Source organism: Streptomyces sp. GbtcB7, from assembly GCF_019091445.1.
GTDB lineage: Bacteria > Actinomycetota > Actinomycetes > Streptomycetales > Streptomycetaceae > Streptomyces > Streptomyces mirabilis.
Window position 1 is genome coordinate 15172 of record NZ_JAGXJM010000047.1, and the last position, 25852, is coordinate 41023.

Below are 25852 nucleotides of genomic sequence, written 5' to 3' on the forward strand. Positions count from 1 at the left end.
GCCCTGATGAGGCGGGGTTTCCCCGGCCCCGCCTCCGCCACACCCGCAGACCCCGCCCTCCTTGAGTGCGGCACCCCCGTCCCCACCCCCGCCCACGACTTCCCCCGGGCGATACGCGTGCGAAGGAGCCCGCGATGAGCGAGATGATCACCGCGGACCTGGTCGATCTCGACCTGTCCGCCGAGACCAAAGAGGCGGCGGCACGCGCCCTCGCCGAGCGCATGGTGACCCTGGGGCGGGTGACCGACCTCGAAGGCTTCCTCGCCGACGTGGCCGCCCGCGAGGCCCAGATGCCCACCGGCCTCGACGGCGGGATCGGCATCCCGCACTGCCGCAGCGAACACGTCACCGAGCCGACGCTCGGCTTCGGGCGCAGCGAGGCCGGGATCGACTTCGGCGCGCCGGACGGCCCCGCCGACCTGATCTTCCTGATCGCCGCCCCGGCGGGCGCCGACGACGCGCATCTGACGATCCTGTCGTCGCTGGCCCGTCAGCTCATGAACGCCGAGTTCACGTCCGCGCTGCGGGCCGTGGACGACGCGGCGGCCGCGGCCGCGCTCATCCGCGGGGACGAGTCCCCGGCGGCCGCGGCCTCGACCGCGCCCGAGGGCAGCGAGTCCACTGACGGCTCCAAGGACTCCGTGGCGGTGTCGGCGGCGGCCTCCGCCGACACCGCCACGGGCACCACGACCGACACCACCGCGGACACCGGAGCCTCCGGTGAGCGTCCGTTCCGGATCGTCGCCGTCACCTCCTGCCCCACCGGCATCGCGCACACCTACATGGCGGCCGAGTCGCTGGAGAACGCGGGCCGCGAGGCGGGCGTCGAGATCGTCGTCGAGACGCAGGGCTCGGCCGGCTTCACCCGGCTCGACCCGGCGGTCATCGCGGCCGCGGACGGTGTGATCTTCGCGCACGACGTGCCCGTACGGGACAAGGACCGGTTCGCCGGCAAGCCCACCGTCGACGTCGGCGTGAAGGCGGGCATCAACAAGCCCGCCGAGCTGATCACCGAGGTGCGTGGCAAGGCCGAGCGAGGCGAGGTCAGCGCGGGCTCCGCCCCCGGTACGCCGGTGGAGCGCTCCGGCGACTCCGCCGAGGGATACGGCACCAAGCTCCGCAAGTGGCTGATGTCCGGCGTCAGTTACATGGTCCCGTTCGTCGCCGCGGGCGGTCTGCTGATCGCCCTCGGCTTCGCGATCGGCGGCTACAAGATCAACAAGGCGCCGTCGGTCATGGACCACTTCATGTGGCTGCAGGCGGACAGCTGGGGCGCGCTGTTCTTCCAGATCGGCGTCGTCTCCTTCGGCTTCCTCGTCCCGGTCCTGGCCGGCTACATCGCCTACGGCATGGCCGACCGCCCGGGTCTCGTGCCCGGCTTCGTCGGCGGCGCGATCTCCCTCACCATCAACGCGGGCTTCCTCGGCGGTCTGGCCGCCGGTCTCATCGCCGGTGGTGTGGTGATCGGGATCCAGAAGGTGAAGATCCCGGCGTCGTTGCGCGGCATCATGCCGGTGGTGGTGATCCCGCTGATCTCCGCGGCGATCGTCGGATTCCTGATGTTCGTGGTCATCGGCAAGCCCATCGCCTCCGCGCAGAAGGGCATGACCGACTGGCTCAACGGCCTCACCGGCACCAACGCCGTCCTGCTCGGCGCGCTGCTCGGCCTGATGATGTGCTTCGACCTCGGCGGCCCGGTCAACAAGGTCGCGTACACGTTCGCCACCGCCGGTATCGCGGTCGCGAGCCCCAGTGACTCGGCGATGAAGATCATGGCGGCCGTGATGGCGGCGGGCATGGTTCCGCCGCTGGCCATGGCACTCGCCACGACCGTGCGCGGCAAGCTCTTCACCCAGACCGAGCGGGAGAACGGCAAGGCGGCCTGGGTCCTGGGCGCCTCCTTCATCTCGGAAGGCGCGATCCCGTTCGCGGCGGCCGACCCGCTGCGCGTGATCCCCTCCGCCATGGTGGGCGGCGCGGTCACCGGCTCCCTGTCGATGGCCTTCGACGCCACGCTGCGGGCCCCGCACGGCGGCATCTTCGTGGTCCCGCTGATCGGCAACCCGTTCCTCTACCTGATCGCCATCGCGGCCGGTGTCTGTGTCACCACCGCCCTGGTGGTCGTCCTGAAGGGCATGCGCAAGCAGGCCCCCGAGGGGACCGGTGCGGGGGTCGCCGACACCGCGATAGCGGCGAAGGTCGACTCCAAGGAGCCGGTCGCGGCCTGAACGGCCAACTGCTCGCCCTTTTAGGGCATCTGCGAGATACGTCACGGTCCGGGGCCAAAGTCCCGGACCGTGGTGTCTACTGGAGGGCATGCCTGAGCATGTGTCGATCCTCCAGCTGATGGGCGTGGCCGTCCTCGCCCTCGCGACCGTCATCTGGGTCGTCGGCCTGTCCCGCCTGCTGCGCCGCGCACGCACCGAGGCCGCCGTGCGCCACCACGGGCAGGTGCTCCGCGCCATACCGCATCAGCGCCGGTCCGGCCCCGCCGCGGAGACCGTGGAACTCACCCCCGAGGAACGCGCCGCGTTCGCCGGCCTGGTACGCCAGTTCAGCGACAGCCGCCCCTGACGAACGGGGGTTCCCCTCAGGAACGAGGGCTCCCCCTGACGAAGGGGGTGTTCGGCTCGATACGCCAGGCTCTAGGCGAGCCGCGCCGCCCGGCGTTCCATGGCGGCCCTAGCCGCGTGTTCCGTCGGATAGACCTCGCACATGTGCCGACCGTCCGGCGTCGCCGTGTGCTCGACCTCCCACAGGGAGATCTCCTGGCCGTCGCGGAGCAGGAACGCGTGCTCGTAGAGCGAGAAGCACAGCCCGACCTGGCCCGCCCGGCAGGGGCGCCCGAAGGCCTGGGTGATCTGGTGCGCGAACGCGGTGCGCAGCAGCAGCGTCGTGATGTCGGCCCCCGGCCGGTCCGCGTTCTCCGCCCGCCGCAGCAACCGCCGCGCGTGATCCGCCGAGTCGTCCGTCAGGTAGACGTGCCGCGGCTCGGGGACCGGTGACGCATGGACCATCACGGGCAGTTCGAAGTCCGGCGCGTCCGGCGGCAGCGGCAGCCGGGCCGTGGCGGCGCGCAGCTCCTCCTCGTCGACATACACCTCGTGCTGCGGCTCACTCCCGAGCGCCGTGTTGTGCACGAGCTCCCACAGCGTGACCGCCGAGCCGTCGGCGAGCAGCCAGGTGTGCCGGTACGTCTCGCGGTGCAGCCCCGCGCTGTGGTGTGCGGAGTGCAGCGAACTGTCGTGCGCCAGCGCGCAGTCGAGCCGCCTTATCGTCTCGTCGGGCAGCTCGAAGGAGTTCAGGGCACGGCCGAGGAGTCGCTCGAGGTGCTCCTCCGGAGACTCGGGCGACTCGGGTGGTTCGTACGCTGCTGTCTCGTACGGAACGCTCAAGGCTTCTCCCGGCGTTGCTGCATGTCACCTTGTGGGTGCATACCGTAGCCCCTCGGTCGGACATCAATCCTGCGAACCGAGAAAACGTACGGACAGAAAACGAGCGGGCCGCGCGGCAAGTTCCCGCGCGGCCCGCCGTGACGTCAACGGCCCCAGGTCAGACCGTACTTCCCGCGGTCCACGCACTCCAGGACATGTTCCAGCCGTTCAGTCCGTTGTCCGGCGAGACGGTCTTGTCGGGCGAGTTCTTCACCACTACGACGTCCCCGACGAGAGAGTTGTCGTAGAACCACTTCGCGCTGGTGTCGCCCTGCGCGCCCTGTACATCGGCGAGACCGACACATCCGTGGCTGGTGCCCTGCTGCCCGAAGGGCGGGTTGCCGCGGTTGTACCAGTAGTTGCCGTGGATGAACGTCCCCGAAGACGTCAGTCGCATCGCGTGCGGCACGTCCGGGATGTCGTACTCGCCGCCGTAGCCCACCGTCGAGCCGTTCATCCGCGTCTGGACGAACTTCTCGAAGATCACCATCTGACCGTTGTACGTGGTGTGCTCCGGGCTGCCCGCCGAGATCGGCACCGTCTTGAGCGTCTTGCCGTCACGCACGACCGTCATGGTCTGCGTGTTGACGTCGACCGTGGAGACCTGGGAGCGGCCGACGGTGAAGGTGACCGTCTTCTTCTGCACCCCGAAGACACCGTTCGCGCCCTCGACGCCGTCCAGGTCTATCTTCATCGTGACCTTGGAACCGGCCTTCCAGTACGTCTCGGGCCGGAAGTCGAGCCGCTGCGAGCCGAACCAGTGCCCGGCCACCTGCTGCCCGCTGCTGGAAGTGACCGTGATGTGCGACTGCACGGCCTTCTGGTTGCTGATCACCTTGTTGAAGTTGAACGACACCGGCATTCCGACGCCGACCGTGGTGCCGTTGTCGGGCGTGTACGTGCCGATGAAGCTGTTGCTCGAGGAGACCGTCGTGAAGATGGAGTTGGCGGCGGCCGTGCGTCCGCTCGCGTCCTTCGCGGTCGCCGAGATCTGGTACTTCGTCCCGCGCTCCAACTGCGCCGTCGGCTTCCAGCCGGTCCCGTCCGCGGTGATCGCCCCCGGCACCGCCGTCCCGGACCCCGACACCGTCATCTTCACGTCGGTCAGCTTGCCGTCGCTGACCTTCACGCCGGTCGCGTTGATGGACGCGTCCGTCGAACCGTCCTTGGCCGAGATGACGATCTTCGCGGTGGACGTCTTGGCCGAGGTACCGCCGTCCTTGCCGCCCTTGGCGTCGGCGCTGGCGTTGCCGCCGCAGCCGGTCAGGGTGAGGGCGCCGACCATCAGGGCGGCACAGGCCCCCAGTGCGCGCCGCGCTGTCATGTTCGGCGTTGTCACGGGCTACTCCGGTTTCTCGTGATGTGCGTGATCCGCTCCAGTGCGTGGAGAAAGAGCGAGCGGTGCCGCGAGGGGTTCCCGCCGTCCCCGGCCCAACACCGTCGCGTGACAGAACCGGGACAATCACCCACCGGGCCCACGACGAACTCCCCCTCCACCTGACGCGACTTGGCGTCAGCGAGGGCAGCGGAACACCCGGAACCACGGAACGGGACCCGTCCTAGGCGCTCCCGTACAGCTCCCCGTACGACGGCCACACCCCGCCCGGTCCGTCCACCGGGTCGGCCGCTCGTACCGCGCGGACGATCGCCCGGGTCACCAGATCCGCGCCCGCCGCGAGGATCTCGTTGAGGGCCAGGGGGTTGTCGGGAGTGAGGGGGCGGGCGCCCGTGGCCAGGGCGAAGACCGTGTCGCCGTCGTTCAGGAGGTGGACCGGGCGGACGGCGCGCGCGATGCCGTCATGGGCCGTGCCGGCGAGCTTGTGGGCCTGGGCGCGGGTGAGGTCGGCGTCGGTGGCGACGACGGCGAGCGTGGTGTTCAGCGGGGGAGGGGCGTTCTTCGCGGCGGCTTCGGCGAGCCGTTGCCGCGCCGCCTCGTGGACCTCGGCGGAGGGATAGGCCGTACGACCGTCTCGCAGCAACTCGCCGTACAACACCCCCGTCTCCGGATCCACCGCCGAACCCGCCGCGTTGGCCACCACCAGCGCGGCCACCGTGATCCCCGAGTCGAGCACGGCGCTCGCCGTCCCGATCCCGCCCTTGATCCGCCCGACCGTCGCCCCCGTCCCGGCGCCCACGCACCCCTCCGGCACCGGCGCACCCGGCCCGCTCGCGTCGGCAGCCTCGACCGCGGCCCGGCCCGTGGCCGCGTCCGGCCTCGCCCGGAAGTCGCCGCCGCGGCCCAGGTCGAAGACACAGGCGGCGGGCACGACCGGCACGACGTGCGCCGGATCGAGGCCCACCCGCACTCCGCGGCCCCGCTCCTCCAGCCAGGCCATCACCCCGGACGCGGAGTCCAGCCCGTACGCGCTGCCTCCGGTCAGTACGACCGCCTCCACCTTCTGCACCAGGTTGCGCGGGTCGAGCGCGTCGGTCTCCTTGGTGCCGGGCCCGCCGCCGCGTACGTCCACGGCCGCGATGGCGCCGCCCGCAGGGGCGAGCACGACCGTGGTGCCGGTGAGCCAACCGTCGCCGGTACGCGTCGCGTGTCCCACGCGCAGCCCCGCGACATCCGTCAGAGCGTCAACTGTCATGTCTCCAGTGTTTCCCGCCCCGCGGTCCCCGCTCCCTTCGTTGTGACCATCCGTGCCGTCAGGGCGACCCCGACCGCCACCGACAGCGCCGCCACGACGCCGGCCGCGAGCACCGCCCAGCTGTGCAGGAAGGTGCACAGGATCACCAGCAACGCCGTCGTCGGCAGGATGAGTTGCTCTGTGATGCCCATCTTGAAATGGCGCGCGTGCAACAGCCACACCGTGAGGAAGTACAGCGCCGTCGGCAGTGTCACCGCGGCGGACGCGGCGAGCGTCGAGATCTGTGTCTTGCCGACCGCCTGCTCGACCGCGACCTCCAGGCCCGCGCCGATCGCGGCCGCCGACGCGAAGATCAGATAGTGGCCGTATCCCCACAGGAACGCGTGGGCCTTGGACCTCAGGTGCCCGTGGATGGGTACCACGAAGTAGATCCACCAGGCGGAGAAGACGATCAGCAGTCCACCGGCGGCGATCGGCAACAGCTCGCCCAGTGCGTCGTGCTCGTCCACCGCCGACTTCACGGCCATCGTCGACGCGGCGATCGTCTCGCCCAGCACGATGATCGTGAACAGGCCGAACCGCTCGGAGACGTGGTGCGGATGCCAGGAGGTGACGAAGTCCTTCTCCGCGTACGCGGGGACGCACATCTCGGCGATCGCCATCACCAGGAACACCCAGGGGCGCCCGGGCTCCGGCAGGACCAGCAGCCCCAGCCAGCCGACCTGGCACAGCAGCACACCGCCCGCGTACCGCAGCGCCATGGTTCTCTCGGGGCCCTCCGTGCCGCGGGCCACCCGCAGCCACTGGGCGATCATCGCGAACCGCATGATCGCGTAGCCGAGCCAGACGGCCAGGTACACATGGTTCTCGAACGCCCGCGACACCCCGGCGGCGAGGACCAGGACACCGGCGATCTGGACCAGCGTCACGACCCGGTAGAGCGCGTCGTCGTTGTCGTACGCCGAGGAGAACCAGGTGAAGTTCATCCACGCCCACCAGATCGCGAAGAAGATCATCGCGTAGTTGAGGATGCCCTCGCCCGCGTGTCCCGCCGCCACGGCGTGCACCAGCTCGCCGCCCGCCTGGGCGATCGCCACGACGAAGCACAGGTCGAAGAAGAGCTCCAGCGGCGACGCGACGCGGTGTGCCTCGTCCCTCCTCCGGGCGGTCATTCTGCGCAGGGGCCCGAGTCGGGCCGTCCTGGGCGTCGGGGTGGGTTCGGAAGCGGCGCTGGACGTCATACGGCCAAGCACAGCAGAAAAGAGTCCAGGTCGCTCGGGTTGACGGCCGCAGGACGCGGCCGTACCGGGGTGGGCCGGGGACCCCTCGGCGTACTCTGGGACGCATGAGTACCGGCCCCGCCCCCGCCTCCGAACCGCGTGACGCGTCCGCACCGCGCGATCCGAAGTCCGCGCTGATCTTCGACGACCCGCTGAGCCAGCAGTCCTCGGACGACACGGACCGGGGATGGGGCGAGCAGTCCGGCGGTGACGGTGACAGCGTGGCGGACCTGAAGCGGTTCCTCGACGAGAAGCCGCCGCACCACCTCTGAGCCGCCGTACCTAGGCGCCGCCTGACACCGACCCCGGCATGGCGAGCGCCGGTCCCGAGGCCGCCGCGGCCGGACCAGCGGCCGCGGATCCCGGCCTGGAGAGAACGAAGGACGACTCCGAGCGTCCCTAGGCGGCCCTCGATCGTGCAGAGACGGCCCCCGAGAGTCTCAAGCCTGGCCCGGATCGTGCGGGGGCGACTTCCGAGCTTCCCGGGCGGGCGCCCGACTGTCCGGAGCCGACCTCCGAGCTTCCGGAGCCTGGCGCCGACGGTCCGGGATCGGGCTTCGAGCCTCGGGAGCAGGCCGCCGGGCTTTCGTAGCCCTACGGCGGCTGCCCGGCGCCGGCCCGGGCGTTTCCGGGACCCGAGCCCGATGGTCCGCAGCCGGCGCGTGCGGTTGCCTGGCCCGACTCCGATGGTCCGCTGCCGATCCTCAAGATTCCGGAGCCCGAACTCGACTGTCCACGGCTGGGCCGCGAGTTTCCGGAGCCTGACTGTCGTCCGCAGTCGGCCTCGGAGCTTCCCGAGCCTGACCCCCATTGCCTGGCGTCGGCCCCCGGGCTTCCGTAGGCCGACCCCGGTCCTCTCCGTCAGTTCTGGCTGTTGCCCGAACCGCGCTGGGCCAGCAGGGCGTCGCGGATTTCCTTGAGCACCTCCAGCTCGGACACCTCGATGACCTCCTGGGCGCCCTCCTTCGCCTTCTGCTTGGCCGCCTGCCGGGCCAGGAACTTCGACATCGGCAGGACCATCAGGAAGTAGACGACGGCCGCGGTGATCACGAAGCTGAGCGTGGCGCCCAGCACGGAGCCCCACATGATCCGTATGCCCGTCGCCGTGTCCCCGGTGCCGTTGCAGGGGTCTTTGAGGCAGGAACTGTAACTGTCGAGGTTCTGCGTACCGATCGCACCCACCAGCGGGTTGATGATGCCCTTCACCACCGAGTTGACGATGTTGGTGAAGGCCGCTCCGATGACCACCGCGACGGCCAGGTCGATGACGTTGCCCCGCATCAGAAAGGCCTTGAAGCCCTCCCAGACACCGGGTTGCTTCTTCTCGCTCACCAAGAGGCCCCTCTGCACAAGTTGTGGAACAAACAGCTCCGCAACCTACGGCAGGGCCCGCGGGACCTGTCCAATTCGATAGCACGATCGAACGAGTTGACACCGATTCGATATCCAGGAGGGCCGTCAGTACGGCATTGCGCACGGTGCTCAACACAGTGTCACCGCCAGCCGGGCCGTCGTGCCCGCGCCCGCCAGTCGCGCCGCCGTGGCCCGGGGTACGGAGAGGACCACCAGCGCCCCGGTCTCGGTGGCGGCGAAGTCCGGGACCGCGGCCACCCGCGCCCCGGCCGCGACCACGCGGCCCTCGCCGCCACCGTCCGCCGCGATCACGTCGACCCGGTCGCCCGGCCTGAGCAGCCGCACCGTGGCCGCGTCGGCGATCCGCACCGGCGCCGCCACCGTCTCCACCGCGCCCCGCTCCCGCACGGACCCGGTAGCGGAAGGGGCAGAGGGAGAAGAGGACATGGGGGAGGAAGCCGACGTGGACGGGCGAGTCGCCGTCGGGTGGCCTCGTGCCCGCCCGGCGTCACCGGGGCCCGCCGCCACGAGGGCCGCCGCCGTGACGGCGAGCCCCGCGGCCACGGCCCGCCGCTTGTGACGGGTGAGGCGCCGCAGCCCGTACCGCCCGCCGCGCACGTGCACGGGGGCGAACTGCGGCACCTCGCGGATCGGAGGCGCGTCCACACCGGGCGGACGTACAGGATCCGTGTCCAGCGCCCGTACAGGATCCGTGTCCAGCGCCCGTACAGGATCCGTGTCCAGCGCCCGTACGAGATCCGTGTCCGGCGGGCGTACAAGAGGAGCGTGCTGTGCCATGGGACCACCACCTGCGACGAGAGATCGGCTTGCGATCCCACGATGAGGCCTCGCGGCGGAGCCCGTCGGCGCCGGTGGACTACCGACGAGTTGTGGACAACTCCCTCACCCGAACGGGAAGTTCCACGGCGTGGAAACGCCCGTCAGCGCCGGTCAGTGCCCATCGGCGCCCTTCGGCGCCCACCGAGCGCCCGGCGAGGCCATCGTCACGGCAGCTCGAAACCCGGATCCATGCCACCCAGCGCCTTCGTGCACAGACAGTCCCGCGTCCCGTTCTCCGGCAGGGCCGCCACCGCGTCGTACAGCACGTCCCGCAGCCGGTCCACGTTCGACGCGAACACCTTCAGCACGTCGTCGTGGGAGACGCCCTCGCCGGCCTCCGCACCCGCGTCGAGGTCGGTGACCAAGGTCAACGAGGTGTAGCAGAGCTCGAGTTCACGGGCGAGCGCGGCCTCGGGGTGGCCGGTCATGCCCACCACGGACCAGCCCTGCGCCTGGTGCCACAGCGACTCGGCGCGGGTGGAGAACCGGGGTCCCTCGATCACCACGAGCGTGCCGCCGTCCACCGGCTCCCAGTCACGCCCGCGCGCCGCTTCGAGGGCGGCCTTGCGGCCGACGGGGCAGTAGGGGTCGGCCAGCGACACGTGCACGACGTTGGGCACGGTGCCGTCCGGCAGCGGCAGCCCGTCGAAGAACGTCTGCGTCCGCGTCTTCGTACGGTCGACCAGCTGGTCCGGCACGAGCAGCGTTCCCGGCCCGTACTGGGGGCGCAGTCCGCCCACCGCGCACGGTCCGAGGATCTGACGGGCGCCCACGGAGCGCAGCGCCCAGAGGTTGGCCCGGTAGTTGATGCGGTGCGGCGGCAGATGGTGGCCGCGGCCGTGGCGGGGGAGGAAGGCGACCCGTCGCCCGGCGATCTCGCCGAGGAAGAGGGAGTCGCTCGGCGGCCCGTAGGGGGTCTCGACTTGTATCTCGGTCACATCGTCGAGGAAGGAGTAGAAGCCCGAGCCACCGATGACACCGATCTCTGCGTTCGCCATGACGAGCACAGTATCGGGCTTCGAAGGTCTGCCTCCGGAAACGTCGAGGACCCTGTCTTCCGAAACGTCGAGGACCCTGTCTTCCGAAAACGGCGAAGACTCTGTCTTCCGAAAACTCCGGGGAACCTGCCCTCGAAAACGCCAAGGACCCCATCGTCGTACGACGACAGGGTCCCTGCGAGAAAGTCCTACGCGGCCGAGCTGCTGCTCGACGAGCCGCTGCCCGACGACTTCGAGTCCGACGAGGACGACGAGGTCGTCGACGACGAGGACGACGTCGAAGAGGGCGCCGGCTTGGAGGCCGGCGAGCTGCTCGACGAGGAGCCACGGCTGTCGTTGCGGTAGAAGCCGGAGCCCTTGAAGACAATGCCGACGGCCGAGAACACCTTCTTCAGGCGTCCACCGCAGTTGGGGCACTCGGTCAGGGCATCGTCGGTGAACTTCTGCACCGCCTCGAGGCCCTCGCCACACTCGGTGCACTGGTACTGGTAGGTCGGCACTTGTCTTCCTCCTGGCACTCTCACTCAATGAGTGCTAACGACGATCCATAGTGACGTATTCCGCGAGATCAGTCCACTGTCACCGGCACTCGGTGACCGACGCCACGTGCGACGGTGCGTCCGGTGGGCCGCGTGGCCAGCCGTGAGCGCAGGGCCAACAGGGTCACCAGCGCCAGTACCGTACCGGCCATCGGCACCAGGAATCCGGCACCGTTCCACAGGCGGTCCTCCAGCTGTCCGGCTACCGTGACGGCCGCCGCCTGGCCGAGCGCGACGGCGCCGGTCAGCCAGGTGAAGGCCTCGGTGCGGGCGCCCGCCGGGACCAGGCCCTCGACCAGCGTGTAGCCGGTGATCAGGGACGGAGCGATGCACATGCCGACCAGGAGGCCGATCGCAGCGAGCACGACCACGGAGTGCGCGGCCCACAGTCCGGACGCGACGAGCGCCAGGGCGGCGTAGCCGATGACGAGCCGCCGCTGCGGGGCGACCTTCCAGGCGATGGCTCCGCAGACGACGCCGGAGAGCATGTTGCCCGCGGCGAAGACGCCGTACAGGACGCCGTTCAGACCGGGCTCGCCGATCGACTCGCTGAACGCGGCGAGCGAGACCTGCATACCGCCGAAGACGGAGCCGATGCCCAGGAAGGTCACGATCAGCACGCGCACTCCGGGGACCCGCAGCGCGGAGCCGTGCTCCACGCGCGTGTGCCCGGCGGCGGCGACAGCGGGCTGGGTGCTCTTCTGCGCGGCGAAGAGGAGACCGCCGATCAGGGTCAGCCCGGCCTCGGTCAGCAGGCCCGCGGCCGGGTGCACGGCGGTGCACAGCGCCGTGGCGAGCAGCGGGCCGAACACGAAGGTCAGCTCGTCCGTGACGGACTCGAAGGCCGCCGCGGTGGTCATCAGGGGCGAGTCCTGGAGTTTCACGCCCCAGCGGGCGCGCACCATGGGCCCGACCTGGGGCACCGAGGCGCCGGTCGGCACGGCGGCGAGGAAAAGGGCCCACAAAGGGGCGTCCATCAGCGCCAGCGCCGTCAGGGAGAGGCCTGCCAGGGCGTGCACCAGGACGCCGGGCAGCAGGACGGCCCGCTGGCCGTGGCGGTCGGCGAGACGGCCGGTGAAGGGCGCGAACAGCGCCATGGAGACGCCGGTGACGGCGGCGACGGCGCCGGCGGCCCCGTACGAGCCGGTGGTGTGCTGGACGAGGAGTACGAGGGAGAGCGTCAGCATCGCGAAGGGCTGACGTGCGGCGAAGCCGGGAAGCAGGAACGTCCAGGCGCCGCGGGTGCGCAGCAGCTGTCCGTATCCGGGGCGGGAGGTGACCGTGGATGCCACGGCCCGTGCCTTTCTGCCGCCTGGTAGCGCGGCCCCTTTTGTCGGGCGGTTCGCCTCCGGGGTGCTGTAGCCGGTGTCGAGAGGCCGACCGTGCTCAGCCCTTCGGGCCTCCGCGCGCTCGACCTCTCGACACCGTCGCACCCCTTTGGCTCACTCGCCCTGCGGGGGGCGCCGAGAGCTGTCCTCTTGCGCGGAACTGCGGTAGATGCCGCGCCGCCCACTGCGAGGGCGTCACGACCGCCATACGGTCGCGCCAGCTCTGCTTCAGGCAGAGTTGGTTCGATCAAGGTGTGCCTTCATCCTACAGGGGCGAGTGCTGCGGTGCCTGTGAAAGTGAGCACCATGGCGGTGTTCGCCTGCGAATGCACATCGCCCCTGAATGTCCCGTTTACTGTCCGGAATGTCGGGAGTGTGGTCCGGTGCCGTTGCCCGCGAGGCCCAGCCAGCCCGCCAGCTTGCCGCCCTGGCCCACCGCGCGCAGCCGTCGCTCGGCCGCGTCCCGGACCGGGTCGGTGGCCACCACGAGTAGTTCGTCGCCGCGTCGCAGGACGGTCGTGGGCAGCGGCACGAAGGAGGTCCCGTCGCGCACGACGAGGGTGACGGCGGCCCCCGAGGGCATGCGCAGCTCGGCCACCTCCACGCCGTGCATGCGGGAGCCCTTCGGGATCGCGACGGACAGCAGGTGGCCGCGCAGTCGCTCCAGGGGTGCCGATTCGATCCCGAGGTCGGCGGCGCCCTCGGACTCGCCCAGCCGCAGCTTGCGGGCCAGCCAGGGCAGCGTGGGGCCCTGGATGAGGGTGTAGGCGACGACCAGGACGAAGACGATGTTGAAGATCCGGCGGCTCTCCGCGATGCCGCTCACCATCGGGATGGTCGCCAGGATGATGGGCACGGCGCCGCGCAGGCCCGCCCAGGACAGCAGCGTCTGCTCCTGCCACGGGATCCGGAAGGGCAGCAGACCGACCACGACGCTCAGGGGGCGCGCCACCATCGTGAGCACCAGGCCGATGACGAGGGCCGGCACGATGTCGTCGCCCATCTCGTGCGGGGTCACCAGCAGGCCGAGCAGGACGAACATGCCGATCTGGGCGATCCAGCCGAGCCCTTCGGCGAAGCCTCGGGTGGCGGGCCAGTGCGGCAGTTTGGCGTTGCCGAGCATCATCGCCGCGAGGTAGACGGCGAGGAAGCCGCTGCCGTGCGCGAGCGCGCCGGCGGCGTAGGCGGTGACCGCGATCGCCATCACGGCGATCGGGTAGAGGCCGGAGGCGGGCAGCGCCACGTGCCGCAGCCCCCAGGAGCCGAGCCAGCCCACCGCGAGGCCGATGGCCGCGCCGATGGCCAGCTCCAGGGTTATCTCGCCCAGCAGCACGTACCAGTGCTCCACGGGGCCCGCCGTGCAGAACGCGACGACGAGGATGACCACCGGGGCGTCGTTGAAGCCGGACTCGGCCTCCAGGATGCCCGTCACGCGCGCGGGGAGGGGTACTTTCCGCAGCACCGAGAAGACGGCCGCCGCGTCCGTCGAGGACACCACCGCGCCGATGATGAGCGCCTGCCGCCATTCCAGGCCGATCAGGTAGTGGGCGGCCGTGGCCGTCACTCCGACGCTCACCGCGATGCCGACCAGTGCCAGCGAGGTGGCCGCCGGCAGGGCCGGCTTGATTTCCTTCCACTTCGTGCCGAGGCCGCCCTCGGCCAGGATCACGACCAGGGCCGCGTACCCGATGACCTGCGTCAGTTCGGCGTTGTTGAAGTGGACGTTGCCGACCCCGTCCTGGCCCATGGCGATGCCTATGCCGAGGTAGACGAGCAGGCTGGGGAGCCCGCTGCGCGAAGAGATACGAACCGCTGCCACCGCGACGAGCAGAACGAGCGAGCAGACGAGCAGGAGCTGGTTGAGGTGGTGGACAGTCAGCGGCTGTTCCCTTCTCGCCAATCCGGGCACTGGATTCGAACGTGTGGATGTGAACACGTCGATTCGATGTGATCGCGTCGAGGTCAACGCGTGGAATCGACGTGATCGCGTGGATCCCAGTACGTCGATCCGAGCACCCGAAGTCGGTACATGAGTCCAAGTACTTCGTTACCTTACCTAACTCTTGACGCTTTCTTGACACTCCAGAGGCCGAGATCGAACGCTCGTCCGTCCTGTACCCGACTCCGCGTCAAGGCGCGTCGGGCCCTGCGCCTATGGTTGCTCCAGCACTCCAGGACCGCCTGCCGCTCGCGTTAGGACAGCAAGGACAGCGATGCCCCCGAACACCACCGCCTCTTCCGGCCAGAAGCCGGGCAAGTCCGGCAGGAAGAAGGGGCGCAAGGCCCGACTGTTCCTGATCGTCCTGGTTCTGGCCCTCTTCGGAGGCGTTGCCTATGGCGGCTACTGGGGGGTCAGTACCGTCCGTGCCTCCTTCCCGCAGACCAAGGGCTCACTCACGCTCGACGGGCTGTCGGGCCCCGTGGACGTCAAGCGGGACGGCAACGGGATCCCGCAGATCTACGCCTCGTCCGACGAGGACCTGTTCATGGCGCAGGGTTACGTCCAGGCGCAGGACCGGTTCTACGAGATGGACGTACGCCGTCACATGACCTCGGGCCGGCTGTCAGAGATGTTCGGCTCGGGCCAGGTCAAGAACGACGAGTTCCTGCGCACGATGGGCTGGGACCGGGTCGCCAAGGAGGAGTACGACAAGAAGTTGTCGGCCTCCACGAAGAAGTACCTCCAGGCGTACGCCAAGGGAGTCAATGCCTACCTGAAGGGCAAGGACGGCAAGGACATCTCCCTGGAGTACGCGGCCCTTGGTTTCACCAACGACTACAAGCCCCAGGAGTGGACCCCGGTCGACTCGGTCGCGTGGCTGAAGGCGATGGCCTGGGACCTGCGCGGCAACATGCAGGAAGAGATCGACCGCTCCCTGATGACCAGCCGCCTGGGCCCGAAGCAGATCGCCGACCTGTACCCGGAGTACCCGTACAGCCGGAACAAGACGATCACCCAGGAGGGCCAGTACGACAGCGTCACGGGGTCGTACGTCCAGGGCAGCAGCACGACGGCGGGCAGCGGGACGCAGTCCACGTCGGGCACCGGCCTCGCGGGGAACGCCACCGCGCCCAATGGCCTGCAGAGCCAGCTCTCCAAGCTCTACAACGTGCTCGACAACGTGCCCACCGCCGTCGGTGTGAACGGCAACGGCATCGGCTCGAATTCCTGGGTCGTCGCGGGCAAGTACACGATCACCGGTAAGCCACTGCTGGCCAACGACCCGCACCTGTCGGCCTCGCTGCCCTCGGTCTGGTACCAGATGGGCCTGCACTGCACGAGCGTCTCCAGCAAGTGCCAGTACGACGTCTCGGGCTACACCTTCGCGGGCATGCCCGGCGTGGTCATCGGCCACAACCAGGACATCGCCTGGGGCATGACCAACTCCGGGGTCGACGTCACCGACCTCTACCTGGAGAAGATCACCGGCGAGGGCTACGAGTACGACGGCAAGGTGCTGCCCTTCACGACCCGCAAGGAAACGATCAAGGTCGCGGGCGGCGCGAGCAAGACGATCGTCGTCCGGGAGACCAAGGACGGGATGCCGCTGCTCTCCGACCGCGACGACGAACTGGTCAAGGTCGGCAAGAAGGCGACCGTCGACAGCGGTGCGCCCGACCGCGGCGACGGCTACGCCATCGCGCTGCGCTGGACCGCCCTGGACCCGGGCAACTCCATGGACGCCGTCTTCCAGCTCGACAAGGCGTCGAACTGGTCCGAGTTCCGCACGGCGTCCGCGTCCTTCGACGTGCCCTCGCAGAACCTGATCTACGCCGACACCGAGAACCACATTGGCTACCAGCTGCCCGGCAAGATCCCGACCCGGTCGAAGGGCGACGACGGCTCGCTCCCGTCGCCCGGCTGGGACTCCAAGTACAAGTGGACCGGCTACATCAAGCAGTCCGAGCTGCCCTACGAGTACGACCCGAAGCGCGGCTACATCGTGACCGCCAACCAGGCGGTCGTCGACAAGGACAAGTACCCCTACACGCTCACCACGGACTGGGGTTACGGGACGCGCAGCCAGCGGATCTCCGATCTCATCGAGGCGAAGGTCAAGGGCGGCGGCAAGATCTCGACCGACGACATGCGCCAGATGCAGCTCGACGACAGCAGTGAGATCGCCAAGCTGATCGTGCCCAAGCTGCTCAAGATCGATGTCGCCGACAAGAACGTCCGCGACGCACAGAAACTCCTGGAGGGCTGGGACTACACCCAGGACGCCGACTCCGCGGCGGCCGCGTACTTCAACGCGACCTGGCGCAACATCCTCAAGCTCGCCTTCGGCAACAAGCTGCCCAAGGAGCTGCGGGTCAAGGGCCAGTGCCTGAACGTCGCCCCGGTCGACACCACCGGCCCCGCGGACGAGAACCAGACGGTGCGCGAGTGCGGCCAGCGCGAGGCGGACCAGGCGCAGCCGGACGGCGGCGACCGCTGGTTCGAGGTGGTCCGCAAGATCATCGACGACCCGAACAACGACTGGTGGAAGGCGCCCAAGACGCGCCTCGACAAGGCGGCGGACAACCGGGACGAGCTCTTCGCGCGGGCCATGAAGGACGCCCGCTGGGAGCTGACCGCCAAGCTCGGCAAGGACATGGACACCTGGAGCTGGGGTCGGCTGCACCGTCTGTTCCTGAAGAACCAGACCCTGGGCACCGAAGGTCCCGGCGTCCTGCAGTACATGCTCAACCGCGGCCCCTGGAAGCTCAGCGGCGGCGAGGCGACGGTCAACGCGACCGGCTGGAACGCCGCGGGCGGCTACGGAGTGGTCTGGGTGCCGTCCATGCGGATGGTGGTCAACCTCGACGACTTCGACAAGTCGAAGTGGATCAACCTCTCCGGCGCCTCCGGGCACGCCTACAGCGCCCACTACACCGACCAGACGGACAAGTGGGCCAAGGGCGAACTGCTGCCGTGGTCCTTCTCGGACAAGGCGGTCGACAAGAGCACGAGCGACACCCTGGTGCTCAAGCCGTGAGCCATTGACGGCGACCACGAGTCACTGAATGCGACCGTGAGTCACTGACGGCGACAGGTGAAAGGGCCCTCCACACACGCGTGGAGGGCCCTTTCGCCTGCCCGGACCCGTCAGCCGAAGCGGCGCACTCCCGAAGGCGTCACCACCGCGTGTACGGGACGGTCGTGAGGTTCCGCCGGGACGTGCTCGACGACCTCCGCGTCGTACAGCAGCACCACCAGCGCGGGATCGGCCCCCGCGTGCTCCAGGCGGGCCAGTACGCGGTCGTACGAGCCGCCGCCGCGCCCCAGGCGCATTCCACGCCGGTCCACGGCCAGGCCGGGCAGCAGGACGGCGTCGGCGTCCTGGACGGCCTCGGGGCCGAGCCGCTCGCCCGCCGGCTCCAAGAGAGCCATCCTGCCGCCGTGTTGGACACGCTCCAGCGAGCCCTCTCCGGTGTACGCGCCCCAGTCCAGGTCGTTGTCCGCCAGCAGGACCGGCAGCAGCACGCGCACCCCGCGCGCGTGGAGCGCGTCCAGGAGCGCGAGGGTGCCCGGCTCGCTCCCCACGGAGACGTACGCCGCCACCGTGCGCGCGTGCGCCAGCTCCGGCAGCTCCAGCGCCCGCAGGGCCAGGGCCCCGGCGGATTCCCGCAGGTCGTAGGGTGTCAACCTGCTTCTCACCGCGAGGAATCCTCGCCGCAACATTCGCTTGTCAGGCTCTGCCGCACGTCCCACGTGGCTCACAGCTCACTCCGTACCGTTCCTTATGCGCTCATATGAGAGCTATTTAACGGGACCAACAGATTGCGCTCATAGCCACCGGATATGGTTACGCGCATGACTGAGTCGCACCCCAGGATCAGCAAGGCTGTCATCCCCGCAGCAGGCCTCGGAACCCGGTTCCTGCCGGCCACCAAAGCCACTCCCAAAGAGATGCTGCCGGTCGTCGACAAGCCGGCGATCCAGTACGTGGTCGAAGAGGCCGTGTCGGCGGGTCTCGATGACGTCCTGATGATCACGGGCCGTAACAAGCGCCCCCTCGAGGACCACTTCGACCGCAATTATGAGCTGGAGTCCGCCCTTCAGAAGAAGGGCGACGCCGACCGGCTCGCCAAGGTCCAGGAGTCCAGCGACCTGGCCACCATGCACTACGTGCGCCAGGGCGACCCCAAGGGCCTCGGCCACGCCGTCCTGTGTGCGGCGCCGCACGTCGGCCACGAGCCCTTCGCGGTGCTCCTCGGCGACGACCTGATCGACCCCCGCGACCCCCTCCTCGCCCGCATGGTCGAGGTACAGGAGCAGCACGGCGGCAGCGTCATCGCGCTCATGGAGGTCGAGCCGGAGCAGATCCACCTCTACGGGTGCGCGGCCGTCGAGACCACCGCCGAGGGCGACCTCGTCAAGGTGACGGGCCTGGTCGAGAAGCCGGACCCGGCGGACGCGCCCAGCAACTACGCGATCATCGGGCGCTATGTCCTCGACCCGCACATCTTCGACATACTCCGCAAGACCGAGCCGGGCCGCGGCGGCGAGATCCAGCTCACCGACGCCCTCCAGCAACTCGCGCAGGACGAGAAGGTCGGCGGCCCCGTGCACGGCGTCGTCTTCAAGGGCCGCCGCTATGACACCGGCGACCGCGGCGACTACCTGCGTGCCATTGTCAGGCTCGCGTGCGAACGTGAGGACCTGGGCCCGGACTTCCGGACCTGGCTTCGCAGTTACGTAGCCGAGGAGATGTAGGAACTTGAGCAGCGCCGCGACCCGTGTCACCGGCCAGGACCACCTCTGGTCGGTGACCGAGCACCTGGAGGACATCCTCGCGACCGTTCGCCCTCTCGAACCCATCGAGCTGCAACTCCTCGACGCCCAGGGCTGTGTCCTGGTCGAGGACGTCACGGTGCCGGTCTCCCTGCCGCCGTTCGACAACAGCTCGATGGACGGGTACGCGGTCCGGGTCGCCGATGTCGCGGGCGCGAGCGAGGAGTATCCGGCGGTCCTCACGGTCGTCGGCGACGTCGCGGCCGGCCAGGGCGAGCAGCTCCATGTGGGCCCCGGTGAGGCCGCCCGCATCATGACCGGCGCCCCGCTGCCGCCCGGCGCCGAGGCCGTCGTCCCGGTGGAGTGGACCGACGGCGGCCTGGGGGAGGGTCCCGTCTCCGGGATGCGCGCCCACAGCGCGGCCCCCGAGGGCGCCTTCGGCCAGGTGCACGTCCACCGCCCGGCCGAGGCACGCGCGCATGTGCGCGCGAAGGGCAGCGACGTGAAGGCGGGGGACCGCGCCCTCGAAGCAGGCACGATCCTCGGCCCGCCGCAGATCGGCCTGCTCGCCGCGATCGGCCGCGGCACCGTACGCGTGCGCCCGCGCCCGCGTGTGGTCGTCCTGTCCACCGGCAGCGAACTCGTCCAGCCCGACGAGCCGTTGGGCCCCGGCCAGATCTACGACTCCAACAGCTTCGCCCTGTGCGCCGCCGCCCGTGATGCCGGGGCCATCGCCTACCGGGTGGGAGCGGTCGCCGACGACGCCGAGACGCTCCGCGCCACCATCGAGGACCAGCTCATCCGCGCGGACCTGCTGGTCACCACGGGCGGCGTGAGCGTCGGCGCGTACGACGTCGTCAAGGAGGCCCTGTCCTCGGTGGGCGACGAGGACGAGGAGGGCAGCGGCATCGACTTCCGCAAGCTCGCCATGCAGCCCGGCAAGCCCCAGGGCTTCGGCACGATCGGCCCCGAGCACACCCCGCTGCTCGCGCTCCCCGGCAACCCCGTCTCGTCGTACGTCTCCTTCGAGTTGTTCGTCCGCCCCGCGATCCGCACCCTGTCGGGCCTGGACGACATCCACCGCCCCACCACCAGGGCGACCCTGGAGACGGGCAAGGCGCTGACCTCGCCGGACGGCCGCCGGCAGTTCCTGCGCGGGAGGTACGCCGACGGCAAGGTGACCCCGGTCGGCGGCGCCGGATCCCACCTGGTCGCGGCCCTCGCCCAGGCTGACGCGCTGATCGTCGTCCCCGAGGACGTCACCTCGGTCGAGCCCGGCACCGAGGTCGAAGTGGTCCTGCTCGGCTGAGTGCCCCGAGTGGCGGTACCGTGTCGCGCACAAGAGGCCCGACCGGGAGCGCCGCGCAGACATGAGTACGCAGGATCGACTGACCCACATCGACGAGGCGGGCGCCGCCCGCATGGTCGACGTCTCCGGGAAGGACGTGACCGCGCGCACCGCCCGCGCCAGCGGCCGTGTCCTGGTCTCGCCCCGTGTGATCGAACTGCTGCGCGGTGAGGGCGTCCCCAAGGGCGACGCCCTGGCCACCGCGCGCATCGCGGGCATCATGGGCGCCAAGCGCACCCCGGATCTGATCCCGCTCTGTCACCCGTTGTCGGTCTCGGGTGTCAAGCTTGATCTGTCGGTCGCGGACGACGCCGTCGAGATCCTCGCCACCGTGAAGACCACCGACCGTACGGGCGTCGAGATGGAGGCCCTCACCGCGGTCAGCGTGGCGGCCCTCACCGTGATCGACATGGTCAAGGCGGTCGACAAGGGGGCGGTCATCACGGACGTACGGGTGGAAGAGAAGACGGGCGGAAAGTCGGGCGACTGGAGCCGGGCATGACGGCACCGTCGTACCGCGCGCTCGTGGTCACGGCCTCGAACAGAGCCGCCGCGGGGGTCTACGAGGACAAGGGCGGCCCCTTGATCGCCGAGGGGCTCACGGCGTACGGCTTCGCGGTCGACGGCCCCCGGGTGGTGCCGGACGGCGACCCCGTGGAGGCGGCACTGCGCGCGGGCGTCGACGCCGGGTACGACGTGATCGTGACGACGGGCGGTACGGGGATCTCGCCCACCGACCGGACGCCCGAGGCGACCCGGCGCGTACTCGATCACGAGGTGCCGGGCATTCCCGAGGCCATCAGGGCGTTCGGGAGAGAGAAGGTGCCCACGGCGGCACTGTCCCGAGGGCTCGCCGGAGTCGCGGGACGGACGTTGATCGTCAACCTGCCGGGTTCCACCGGCGGGGTGAAGGACGGCCTGGCCGTTCTGGAGCCCCTTCTGACCCACGCCGTCGACCAGATCCGTGGCGGCGACCACCCCAGACCCAGCGGCAGTGGGGGTGCGAGCTGAACAGCCCATCCTGGCCCGTCGAGCTGGTGGACGGCGATGTCGTCCTTCGGCCGATAAAGGTGCGCGACCAGCGGGCCTGGCGCGAGGTGAACCGGCGCAACCGGGACTGGCTGCGGCCCTGGGAGGCGACGATTCCGCCACCCACGCCCAGCGGTCCGATAGCGCACCGGCCGACCTACCGTCAGATGGTCCGGCATCTGCGCGCCGAGGCCAACGCGGGCCGGATGCTGCCCTTCGTCATCGAGTACCAGGGCCGTCTGGTCGGGCAGCTGACCGTCGCCGGCATCACCTGGGGATCGATGTGCTCCGGGCACATCGGCTACTGGGTGGACCAGTCGGTGGCGGGGCGCGGAGTGATGCCGACGGCCGTGGCGATGGTGACCGACCACTGCTTCCGCACGGTCGGACTGCACCGCATCGAAGTCTGCATTCGCCCGGAGAACGGGCCGAGCCGCCGCGTGGTGGAGAAACTCGGATTCCGCGAGGAAGGGCTCAGGCCGCGCTATCTGCACATCGACGGTGCCTGGCGGGACCATCTCGTCTTCGCACTCACCGCGGAAGAGGTGCCGGAGGGGTTGCTGGGGCGTTGGCGGCGGGCACGATCGATGCAGGCCCGTTCCGAGAACCAGAGCAAGCCCGGCACTCAGTAAATGAAATGTATGTTCGAAATTGATCGGTGCGTGATCGGCTCGGGGCATTAAATTCGCGCTCCCTGCGGCCTGCTGATCGCATCGGTCACAAAAAAAGCTCGAAATATCAGCCGGATCGTGCGACACACCGGCCGAATTGGCAGATGGCCTCATGCAAACCCCTCTACCGTGTGAGGCGTGAGCAGCAGCGGCCTCATCTACGCAGTCATCGTCGGGGCCTGGGCCGCCTACTTGGTGCCGATGTGGCTCCGTAGGCAGGACGAGCTGAACGAAGCCCGTCCGACGGAACGCTTCAGCACCGCCATCCGGCTGCTGTCCGGACGGGCGGGAATGGAGCGCCGGTACGCCAAGGACCTGCGGGCGCGCTCCGCCGAAGAGGGGGAGCCCAGCGCCGAGCCGGACGCCGTCACCGACTCGGTGGACGTCCGGGCCTTCGCCATGCCTCCGGTCCGGCAGCAGACCAAGGCCCAACTCCCGCCGCCCGCCCAGCCCGAACCGCAGCAGGCGCCACGGGCCGCCGCCCGGCCGGGTGCCCCACAGGGCTCCTCGGCGGCCGGCCGGGCGGTGCCGCAGCAGTCGGCCCAACCCGAGCCGAACTCGGGATCGGGCCCGGGCTCGGGACCGGGCTCGGATTCGGCCAACTCCGGGGCCTCCAGGGTTCCGGCCGCGCGGCGGGCCTCCGCGGCGGAGGCCGCGGCGCGCGCCCGGCGCTCGAAGGTGCTCGCGCGCCGACGGCGTACGACCGTGATGCTCTTCCTCGCCTTCACGCTCGGCGCGATCGTGGCGGCCGTCGGGGGGCTCGCGTTCCTGTGGGCGCCCGGCGTGCCCGCCGTGATGCTGAGCTCGTACATCGTGTACCTGCGCGCCCAGGAGCGACGGCGCTTCACGTACACCATGGACCGGCGCCGGGCCGAGGCCGCGGCGCAGCGACTCAGGGAGCGGCAGCCGCGCCGGCGGCCCGCCCTCGACCCCGGCGCCGACGAGCCCGACGACAGCCCCGAGCCGGAGACCGACCCCGGTCTGTCCGCGCTCGCGGCCGACCGCCGCGCGCTCGTCGAGCAGACCGACCACGCCGAGTGGGTCGACCAGCAGCGTGAGCGTCAGCGGGGCCCCGGCCGGGGCGACAGCTGGGACCCGGTGCCGGTTCCGCTGCCTACGTACGTGACCGCGCCGGTCGCGCCCCGGGCCACGTCCAGTGTCGATCTGGGGGCGCCGGACGCGTGGAGCTCGGCGCGCTCCAGCGCCGCCGAGCCGAGCGAGCCGGAGGCGGAGCCCGCCGCCGAGGAGGGCCACGAAGCCGCCGAGACGGCCGGGGCCGCCGACGACGGTCGCAGTGACGCCCGGCGCGCCGCGTCCGCCCGGCGGGCTCGTGAGCGCGGTCGCACTCCGCTGTTCGACCAGTACGAGGACGGCGAACGGCCGCGCGCCGCCAACGAATGACCAGGCGCTCGGGAGCCCCGGCTGACCTGCCAGGAACGGATTTCCAAGCACCCCGACGGGGATGCTAGAGTTTCACTCGTTGCAAGGGCCTGTGGCGCAGTCCGGTAGCGCACCTCGTTCGCATCGAGGGGGCCAGGGGTTCAAATCCCCTCAGGTCCACTGCAATTCAGAACCCCGTCGGATTCGTCCGGCGGGGTTCTTGCCTGTTCGGCCGCACTCTCTCGTTCACTGAATGGTCAGTGGCTTGGCGTAGCAGAGGCTCAGTTCGTCGAAGCGGTAGTAGCCGAACTTGGCACAGGGCTCGTAGCCGCTGGAGAGGTAGAGGGCGACCGCCTCGGGCTGCTTGGCGCCGGTCTCCAGGACCATGCGGGTGCGGCCGGCCGCGCGGGCGTCGTCCTCCAGGGCGGCCAGGATGCGGCGGGCGAGGCCGAGACCGCGGGCCTCCGGGGTCACGTACATGCGCTTGAGCTCGGCGTCGCCGTCCGCGTACCCCTCGTCGTTCCTGTCCTGGCCGCGCCAGCCGCCGGACGCGATCGGGCGGTCCCGCTCGTCGTAGGCGAGGAGGTACAGGCCGAGCGGCGGCTTGAACATCGACGCGTCGAGCGGTGTGACATCGCCCTCATCGCCGTAGCGCTCGGCGTATTCGGCCTGCACCTGGTCGTTGAGCTTGACGGCGTCGGGGTGGTCGTAGGGGACCGGGCGGATACTCATGCGGGGTATCGTACAACTATGCGCCCTCTGGGTGGAATGGATTAAGTATCGTGCCCGGGTGCTGACTGTTACCTCGGTGAATGTGAACGGGCTCCGCGCCGCCGCGAAGAAGGGCTTCGTGGAGTGGCTCGCGGAGACCTCCGCGGACGTGCTGTGCCTTCAGGAGGTGCGGGCCGAGCCCGGGCAGCTGCCCGAGGAGGTGAGGGCGCCGGAGGGGTGGCACGTCGTGCACGCCCCCGCGGCGGCCAAGGGGCGCGCGGGCGTCTCCCTGTACACCCGGCGCGAGCCCGACCGGGTGCGGATCGGGTTCGGGTCCGAGGAGTTCGACTCCAGTGGACGCTACGTCGAGGCAGACCTCCCCGGTGTCACCGTCGCCAGCCTCTACCTGCCCTCCGGTGAGGTCGGAACCGAACGGCAGGACGAGAAGGTCCGGTTCATGGACGAGTTCCTCGCCCACCTGAAGGAGCTGCGCGAGCGCGCCGCCGCCGACGGGCGCGAGGTCGTCGTCTGCGGCGACTGGAACATCGCCCACCAGGAGGCCGACCTCAAGAACTGGCGTGCCAACAAGAAGAACTCCGGCTTCCTGCCCGAGGAGCGCGAGTGGCTGGGGCGGGTCCTGGACGCGGACGACGGCGGGTACGTCGACGTCGTACGGGCGCTGCACCCGGACGTCGAGGGACCGTACTCGTGGTGGTCGTACCGGGGACGGGCCTTCGACAACGACAGCGGATGGCGCATCGACTACCACGTGTCGACGCCGGGGCTCGCGGGCAAGGCCGTGAAGGGGTTCGTGGAGCGGGCGGCGACGCACGCGGAGCGCTGGTCCGACCATGCGCCGGTGACGGTCGTCTACGAGTTGTAGTCCCGCAGTCGCCGGTCCAAGGCCATCGACACCTCCGCCTCCACCACGCTCTTCGCCAGGGGGCGCAGGCGTTTGAGGTCCTCGGTGGTGCGGTTCTCCGTGAGGACGATGCCGGCGAAGAGGTCGGCGAGGGCGTCGGCGTGGTCGCGGACGCGGCGGGCGGCGGTGAGGACGTCGGCCAGGGGGATGCCCTCGCGGACCAGGGCCGCCGAGACGTCGAGCAGGCGGCGGCTGATGTGGACGATCTCGCCGCCGTCGGTGCCGAGATAGCCGAGGTCGAGGGCCGTGGCGAGGTTCTCCGGGGTGGCCTGGCCGGCGAAGACGTCGGCGAGTTCCTCGGGGGAGAGGCGGACGGGGGTCTCCTCGGTGGGCTCGCCCAGGCCGAGGAGTTCACCGACGTCACGGCCGTGGTCGAAGGCCTCGGCCAGCTCCGCGATGCCGTTGAGGGTGTGGCCGCGTTCGAGCAGCGCCGAGATCGTGCGCAGGCGGGCCAGGTGCGTGTGGTCGTACCAGGCGATACGGCCCTCGCGACGGGGCGGCGGTATCAGCTTGCGCTCCCGGTAGAAGCGCAGGGTGCGCACGGTGATGCCGGCCTCCTTGGCCAGCTCCTCCATCCGGTACTCACGCTTCTCCGCCACGTGCGAAACCCTACGTCGTACCGTCGGTAACTTTCGTGGCCACAACCCTACCCATCAGTACGGAGCTGCTCTACGCTCCCATTGCGCCAGTGTTCACTGGCAGAGTCGGGC

Annotated in this window: 24 protein-coding genes and 1 tRNA gene; 12 read left to right on the forward strand and 13 right to left on the reverse strand. The window is 70.1% G+C overall.

Features of this window, described 5'->3' with window-relative positions; translation table 11 throughout:
* The first annotated feature begins 134 nt into the window (after nucleotides 1–134).
* Both KVT44_RS47115 and KVT44_RS47120 read left to right on the forward strand, forming a co-directional pair.
* Complete coding sequence (locus tag KVT44_RS47115) at nucleotides 135–2228, forward strand: fructose-specific PTS transporter subunit EIIC (RefSeq protein WP_217574449.1); 2094 nt, start codon at nucleotides 135–137, stop codon at nucleotides 2226–2228.
* An 88-nt stretch (nucleotides 2229–2316) separates the two neighbouring features.
* Nucleotides 2317–2574 carry a hypothetical protein gene (locus KVT44_RS47120; RefSeq protein WP_190171847.1) on the forward strand — a complete coding sequence of 86 codons (258 nt, stop codon included), beginning with the start codon at nucleotides 2317–2319 and terminating at the stop codon, nucleotides 2572–2574.
* A 71-nt stretch (nucleotides 2575–2645) separates the two neighbouring features.
* On the opposite strand, the gene KVT44_RS47125 is transcribed toward KVT44_RS47120, so the two are convergent.
* The 4 genes from KVT44_RS47125 to KVT44_RS47140 form a co-directional block, all read right to left on the reverse strand.
* The gene (locus KVT44_RS47125) at nucleotides 2646–3395 is read right to left on the reverse strand and encodes a DUF6227 family protein (protein WP_099922183.1); all 750 of its coding nucleotides are present in this window, start codon (nucleotides 3393–3395) and stop codon (nucleotides 2646–2648) included.
* Nucleotides 3396–3552: 157 nt separating this feature from the next.
* Nucleotides 3553–4773 carry an Ig-like domain-containing protein gene (locus KVT44_RS47130; RefSeq protein ID WP_217574451.1) on the reverse strand — a complete coding sequence of 407 codons (1221 nt, stop codon included), beginning with the start codon at nucleotides 4771–4773 and terminating at the stop codon, nucleotides 3553–3555.
* A 220-nt stretch (nucleotides 4774–4993) separates the two neighbouring features.
* Nucleotides 4994–6025 (reverse strand): P1 family peptidase, encoded by a 1032-nt coding sequence (locus tag KVT44_RS47135; RefSeq protein WP_217574453.1) that lies wholly within the window; start codon nucleotides 6023–6025, stop codon nucleotides 4994–4996.
* Nucleotides 6022–7266, reverse strand: coding sequence for a low temperature requirement protein A (locus KVT44_RS47140; RefSeq protein ID WP_217574455.1), 1245 nt, complete (start codon nucleotides 7264–7266; stop codon nucleotides 6022–6024). The genes KVT44_RS47135 and KVT44_RS47140 overlap by 4 nt, the downstream gene beginning before the upstream one ends.
* Nucleotides 7267–7370: 104 nt before the next feature.
* Between KVT44_RS47140 and KVT44_RS47145 the strand changes: the two genes are divergently transcribed.
* Complete coding sequence (locus tag KVT44_RS47145) at nucleotides 7371–7577, forward strand: hypothetical protein (RefSeq protein ID WP_060901778.1); 207 nt, start codon at nucleotides 7371–7373, stop codon at nucleotides 7575–7577.
* A gap of 589 nt (nucleotides 7578–8166) precedes the next feature.
* Here KVT44_RS47145 and mscL read toward each other — a convergent pair.
* The 6 genes from mscL to KVT44_RS47175 form a co-directional block, all read right to left on the reverse strand.
* Entirely contained in the window at nucleotides 8167–8637 is a 471-nt protein-coding gene (gene mscL / locus KVT44_RS47150; protein WP_190171851.1) for a large conductance mechanosensitive channel protein MscL, read from the reverse strand.
* Nucleotides 8638–8787: 150 nt separating this feature from the next.
* Entirely contained in the window at nucleotides 8788–9456 is a 669-nt protein-coding gene (locus KVT44_RS47155) for a hypothetical protein (RefSeq protein ID WP_254650853.1), read from the reverse strand.
* A gap of 206 nt (nucleotides 9457–9662) precedes the next feature.
* The gene (locus tag KVT44_RS47160) at nucleotides 9663–10496 is read right to left on the reverse strand and encodes an S-methyl-5'-thioadenosine phosphorylase (RefSeq protein ID WP_190171852.1); all 834 of its coding nucleotides are present in this window, start codon (nucleotides 10494–10496) and stop codon (nucleotides 9663–9665) included.
* Nucleotides 10497–10684: 188 nt separating this feature from the next.
* Nucleotides 10685–10996: an FmdB family zinc ribbon protein gene (locus KVT44_RS47165; protein ID WP_099922188.1), complete on the reverse strand. Its 312-nt coding sequence runs from the start codon at nucleotides 10994–10996 to the stop codon at nucleotides 10685–10687.
* A 68-nt stretch (nucleotides 10997–11064) separates the two neighbouring features.
* Nucleotides 11065–12327 (reverse strand): MFS transporter, encoded by a 1263-nt coding sequence (locus KVT44_RS47170; protein ID WP_217574457.1) that lies wholly within the window; start codon nucleotides 12325–12327, stop codon nucleotides 11065–11067.
* Between the two features lie 388 nt (nucleotides 12328–12715).
* Nucleotides 12716–14263, reverse strand: a complete 1548-nt coding sequence (locus tag KVT44_RS47175) for a potassium/proton antiporter (RefSeq protein WP_254650854.1) — start codon at nucleotides 14261–14263, stop codon at nucleotides 12716–12718.
* Nucleotides 14264–14576: 313 nt separating this feature from the next.
* On the opposite strand from KVT44_RS47175, the gene KVT44_RS47180 reads away from it, so the two are divergent.
* Nucleotides 14577–17342: a penicillin acylase family protein gene (locus tag KVT44_RS47180; protein WP_217574461.1), complete on the forward strand. Its 2766-nt coding sequence runs from the start codon at nucleotides 14577–14579 to the stop codon at nucleotides 17340–17342.
* Between the two features lie 110 nt (nucleotides 17343–17452).
* Here the strand turns inward: KVT44_RS47180 and KVT44_RS47185 are convergent, their stop codons facing one another.
* Nucleotides 17453–18028 (reverse strand): 5-formyltetrahydrofolate cyclo-ligase, encoded by a 576-nt coding sequence (locus tag KVT44_RS47185; protein WP_217574463.1) that lies wholly within the window; start codon nucleotides 18026–18028, stop codon nucleotides 17453–17455.
* A 132-nt stretch (nucleotides 18029–18160) separates the two neighbouring features.
* Between KVT44_RS47185 and galU the strand changes: the two genes are divergently transcribed.
* From galU to KVT44_RS47220, 7 genes are all read left to right on the forward strand, one after another.
* Nucleotides 18161–19063, forward strand: coding sequence for a UTP--glucose-1-phosphate uridylyltransferase GalU (gene galU, locus KVT44_RS47190; RefSeq protein ID WP_075027238.1), 903 nt, complete (start codon nucleotides 18161–18163; stop codon nucleotides 19061–19063).
* Between the two features lie 4 nt (nucleotides 19064–19067).
* On the forward strand, nucleotides 19068–20390 hold the full coding sequence (glp, locus tag KVT44_RS47195) for a gephyrin-like molybdotransferase Glp (RefSeq protein WP_217574465.1): 1323 nt from the start codon (nucleotides 19068–19070) through the stop codon (nucleotides 20388–20390).
* Between the two features lie 61 nt (nucleotides 20391–20451).
* The gene (gene moaC / locus KVT44_RS47200) at nucleotides 20452–20931 is read left to right on the forward strand and encodes a cyclic pyranopterin monophosphate synthase MoaC (RefSeq protein ID WP_053852462.1); all 480 of its coding nucleotides are present in this window, start codon (nucleotides 20452–20454) and stop codon (nucleotides 20929–20931) included.
* A complete protein-coding gene (locus tag KVT44_RS47205; protein ID WP_217574467.1) occupies nucleotides 20928–21440 on the forward strand; it encodes a molybdenum cofactor biosynthesis protein B in 513 nt (170 codons plus the stop codon). Before moaC ends, KVT44_RS47205 begins: the two co-directional genes overlap by 4 nt.
* The gene (locus KVT44_RS47210) at nucleotides 21437–22090 is read left to right on the forward strand and encodes a GNAT family N-acetyltransferase (protein ID WP_054233071.1); all 654 of its coding nucleotides are present in this window, start codon (nucleotides 21437–21439) and stop codon (nucleotides 22088–22090) included. Before KVT44_RS47205 ends, KVT44_RS47210 begins: the two co-directional genes overlap by 4 nt.
* 177 nt (nucleotides 22091–22267) lie before the next feature.
* Nucleotides 22268–23530 (forward strand): gephyrin-like molybdotransferase receptor GlpR, encoded by a 1263-nt coding sequence (gene glpR / locus KVT44_RS47215; RefSeq protein WP_217574469.1) that lies wholly within the window; start codon nucleotides 22268–22270, stop codon nucleotides 23528–23530.
* 85 nt (nucleotides 23531–23615) lie between these two features.
* Nucleotides 23616–23689: transfer RNA gene (locus KVT44_RS47220), tRNA-Ala, on the forward strand.
* Between the two features lie 66 nt (nucleotides 23690–23755).
* On the opposite strand, the gene KVT44_RS47225 is transcribed toward KVT44_RS47220, so the two are convergent.
* Nucleotides 23756–24241, reverse strand: coding sequence for a GNAT family N-acetyltransferase (locus KVT44_RS47225; protein ID WP_217574471.1), 486 nt, complete (start codon nucleotides 24239–24241; stop codon nucleotides 23756–23758).
* Between the two features lie 58 nt (nucleotides 24242–24299).
* Here KVT44_RS47225 and KVT44_RS47230 point away from each other — a divergent pair, with 58 nt between their 5' ends.
* On the forward strand, nucleotides 24300–25103 hold the full coding sequence (locus tag KVT44_RS47230) for an exodeoxyribonuclease III (protein ID WP_095854168.1): 804 nt from the start codon (nucleotides 24300–24302) through the stop codon (nucleotides 25101–25103).
* Here KVT44_RS47230 and KVT44_RS47235 read toward each other — a convergent pair.
* A complete protein-coding gene (locus tag KVT44_RS47235) occupies nucleotides 25091–25717 on the reverse strand; it encodes a MerR family transcriptional regulator (protein WP_217574518.1) in 627 nt (208 codons plus the stop codon). The genes KVT44_RS47230 and KVT44_RS47235 overlap by 13 nt on opposite strands.
* Between the last annotated feature and the right edge of the window lie 135 nt (nucleotides 25718–25852).

Excerpts from the sequence above, each read along its gene's own strand:
- KVT44_RS47115 (WP_217574449.1), top strand. The coding sequence starts at position 135 with ATGAGCGAGATGATCACCGCGGACCTGGTCGATCTCGACCTGTCCGCC.
- KVT44_RS47120 (WP_190171847.1), top strand. The coding sequence starts at position 2,317 with ATGCCTGAGCATGTGTCGATCCTCCAGCTGATGGGCGTGGCCGTCCTC.
- KVT44_RS47135 (WP_217574453.1), bottom strand. The coding sequence starts at position 6,025 with ATGACAGTTGACGCTCTGACGGATGTCGCGGGGCTGCGCGTGGGACAC.
- KVT44_RS47140 (WP_217574455.1), bottom strand. The coding sequence starts at position 7,266 with ATGACGTCCAGCGCCGCTTCCGAACCCACCCCGACGCCCAGGACGGCC.
- KVT44_RS47145 (WP_060901778.1), top strand. The coding sequence starts at position 7,371 with ATGAGTACCGGCCCCGCCCCCGCCTCCGAACCGCGTGACGCGTCCGCA.
- KVT44_RS47155 (WP_254650853.1), bottom strand. The coding sequence starts at position 9,456 with ATGGCACAGCACGCTCCTCTTGTACGCCCGCCGGACACGGATCTCGTA.
- KVT44_RS47160 (WP_190171852.1), bottom strand. The coding sequence starts at position 10,496 with ATGGCGAACGCAGAGATCGGTGTCATCGGTGGCTCGGGCTTCTACTCC.
- KVT44_RS47180 (WP_217574461.1), top strand. The coding sequence starts at position 14,577 with ATGCCCCCGAACACCACCGCCTCTTCCGGCCAGAAGCCGGGCAAGTCC.
- KVT44_RS47185 (WP_217574463.1), bottom strand. The coding sequence starts at position 18,028 with ATGTTGCGGCGAGGATTCCTCGCGGTGAGAAGCAGGTTGACACCCTAC.
- galU (WP_075027238.1), top strand. The coding sequence starts at position 18,161 with ATGACTGAGTCGCACCCCAGGATCAGCAAGGCTGTCATCCCCGCAGCA.
- moaC (WP_053852462.1), top strand. The coding sequence starts at position 20,452 with ATGAGTACGCAGGATCGACTGACCCACATCGACGAGGCGGGCGCCGCC.
- KVT44_RS47205 (WP_217574467.1), top strand. The coding sequence starts at position 20,928 with ATGACGGCACCGTCGTACCGCGCGCTCGTGGTCACGGCCTCGAACAGA.
- KVT44_RS47225 (WP_217574471.1), bottom strand. The coding sequence starts at position 24,241 with ATGAGTATCCGCCCGGTCCCCTACGACCACCCCGACGCCGTCAAGCTC.
- KVT44_RS47235 (WP_217574518.1), bottom strand. The coding sequence starts at position 25,717 with ATGGAGGAGCTGGCCAAGGAGGCCGGCATCACCGTGCGCACCCTGCGC.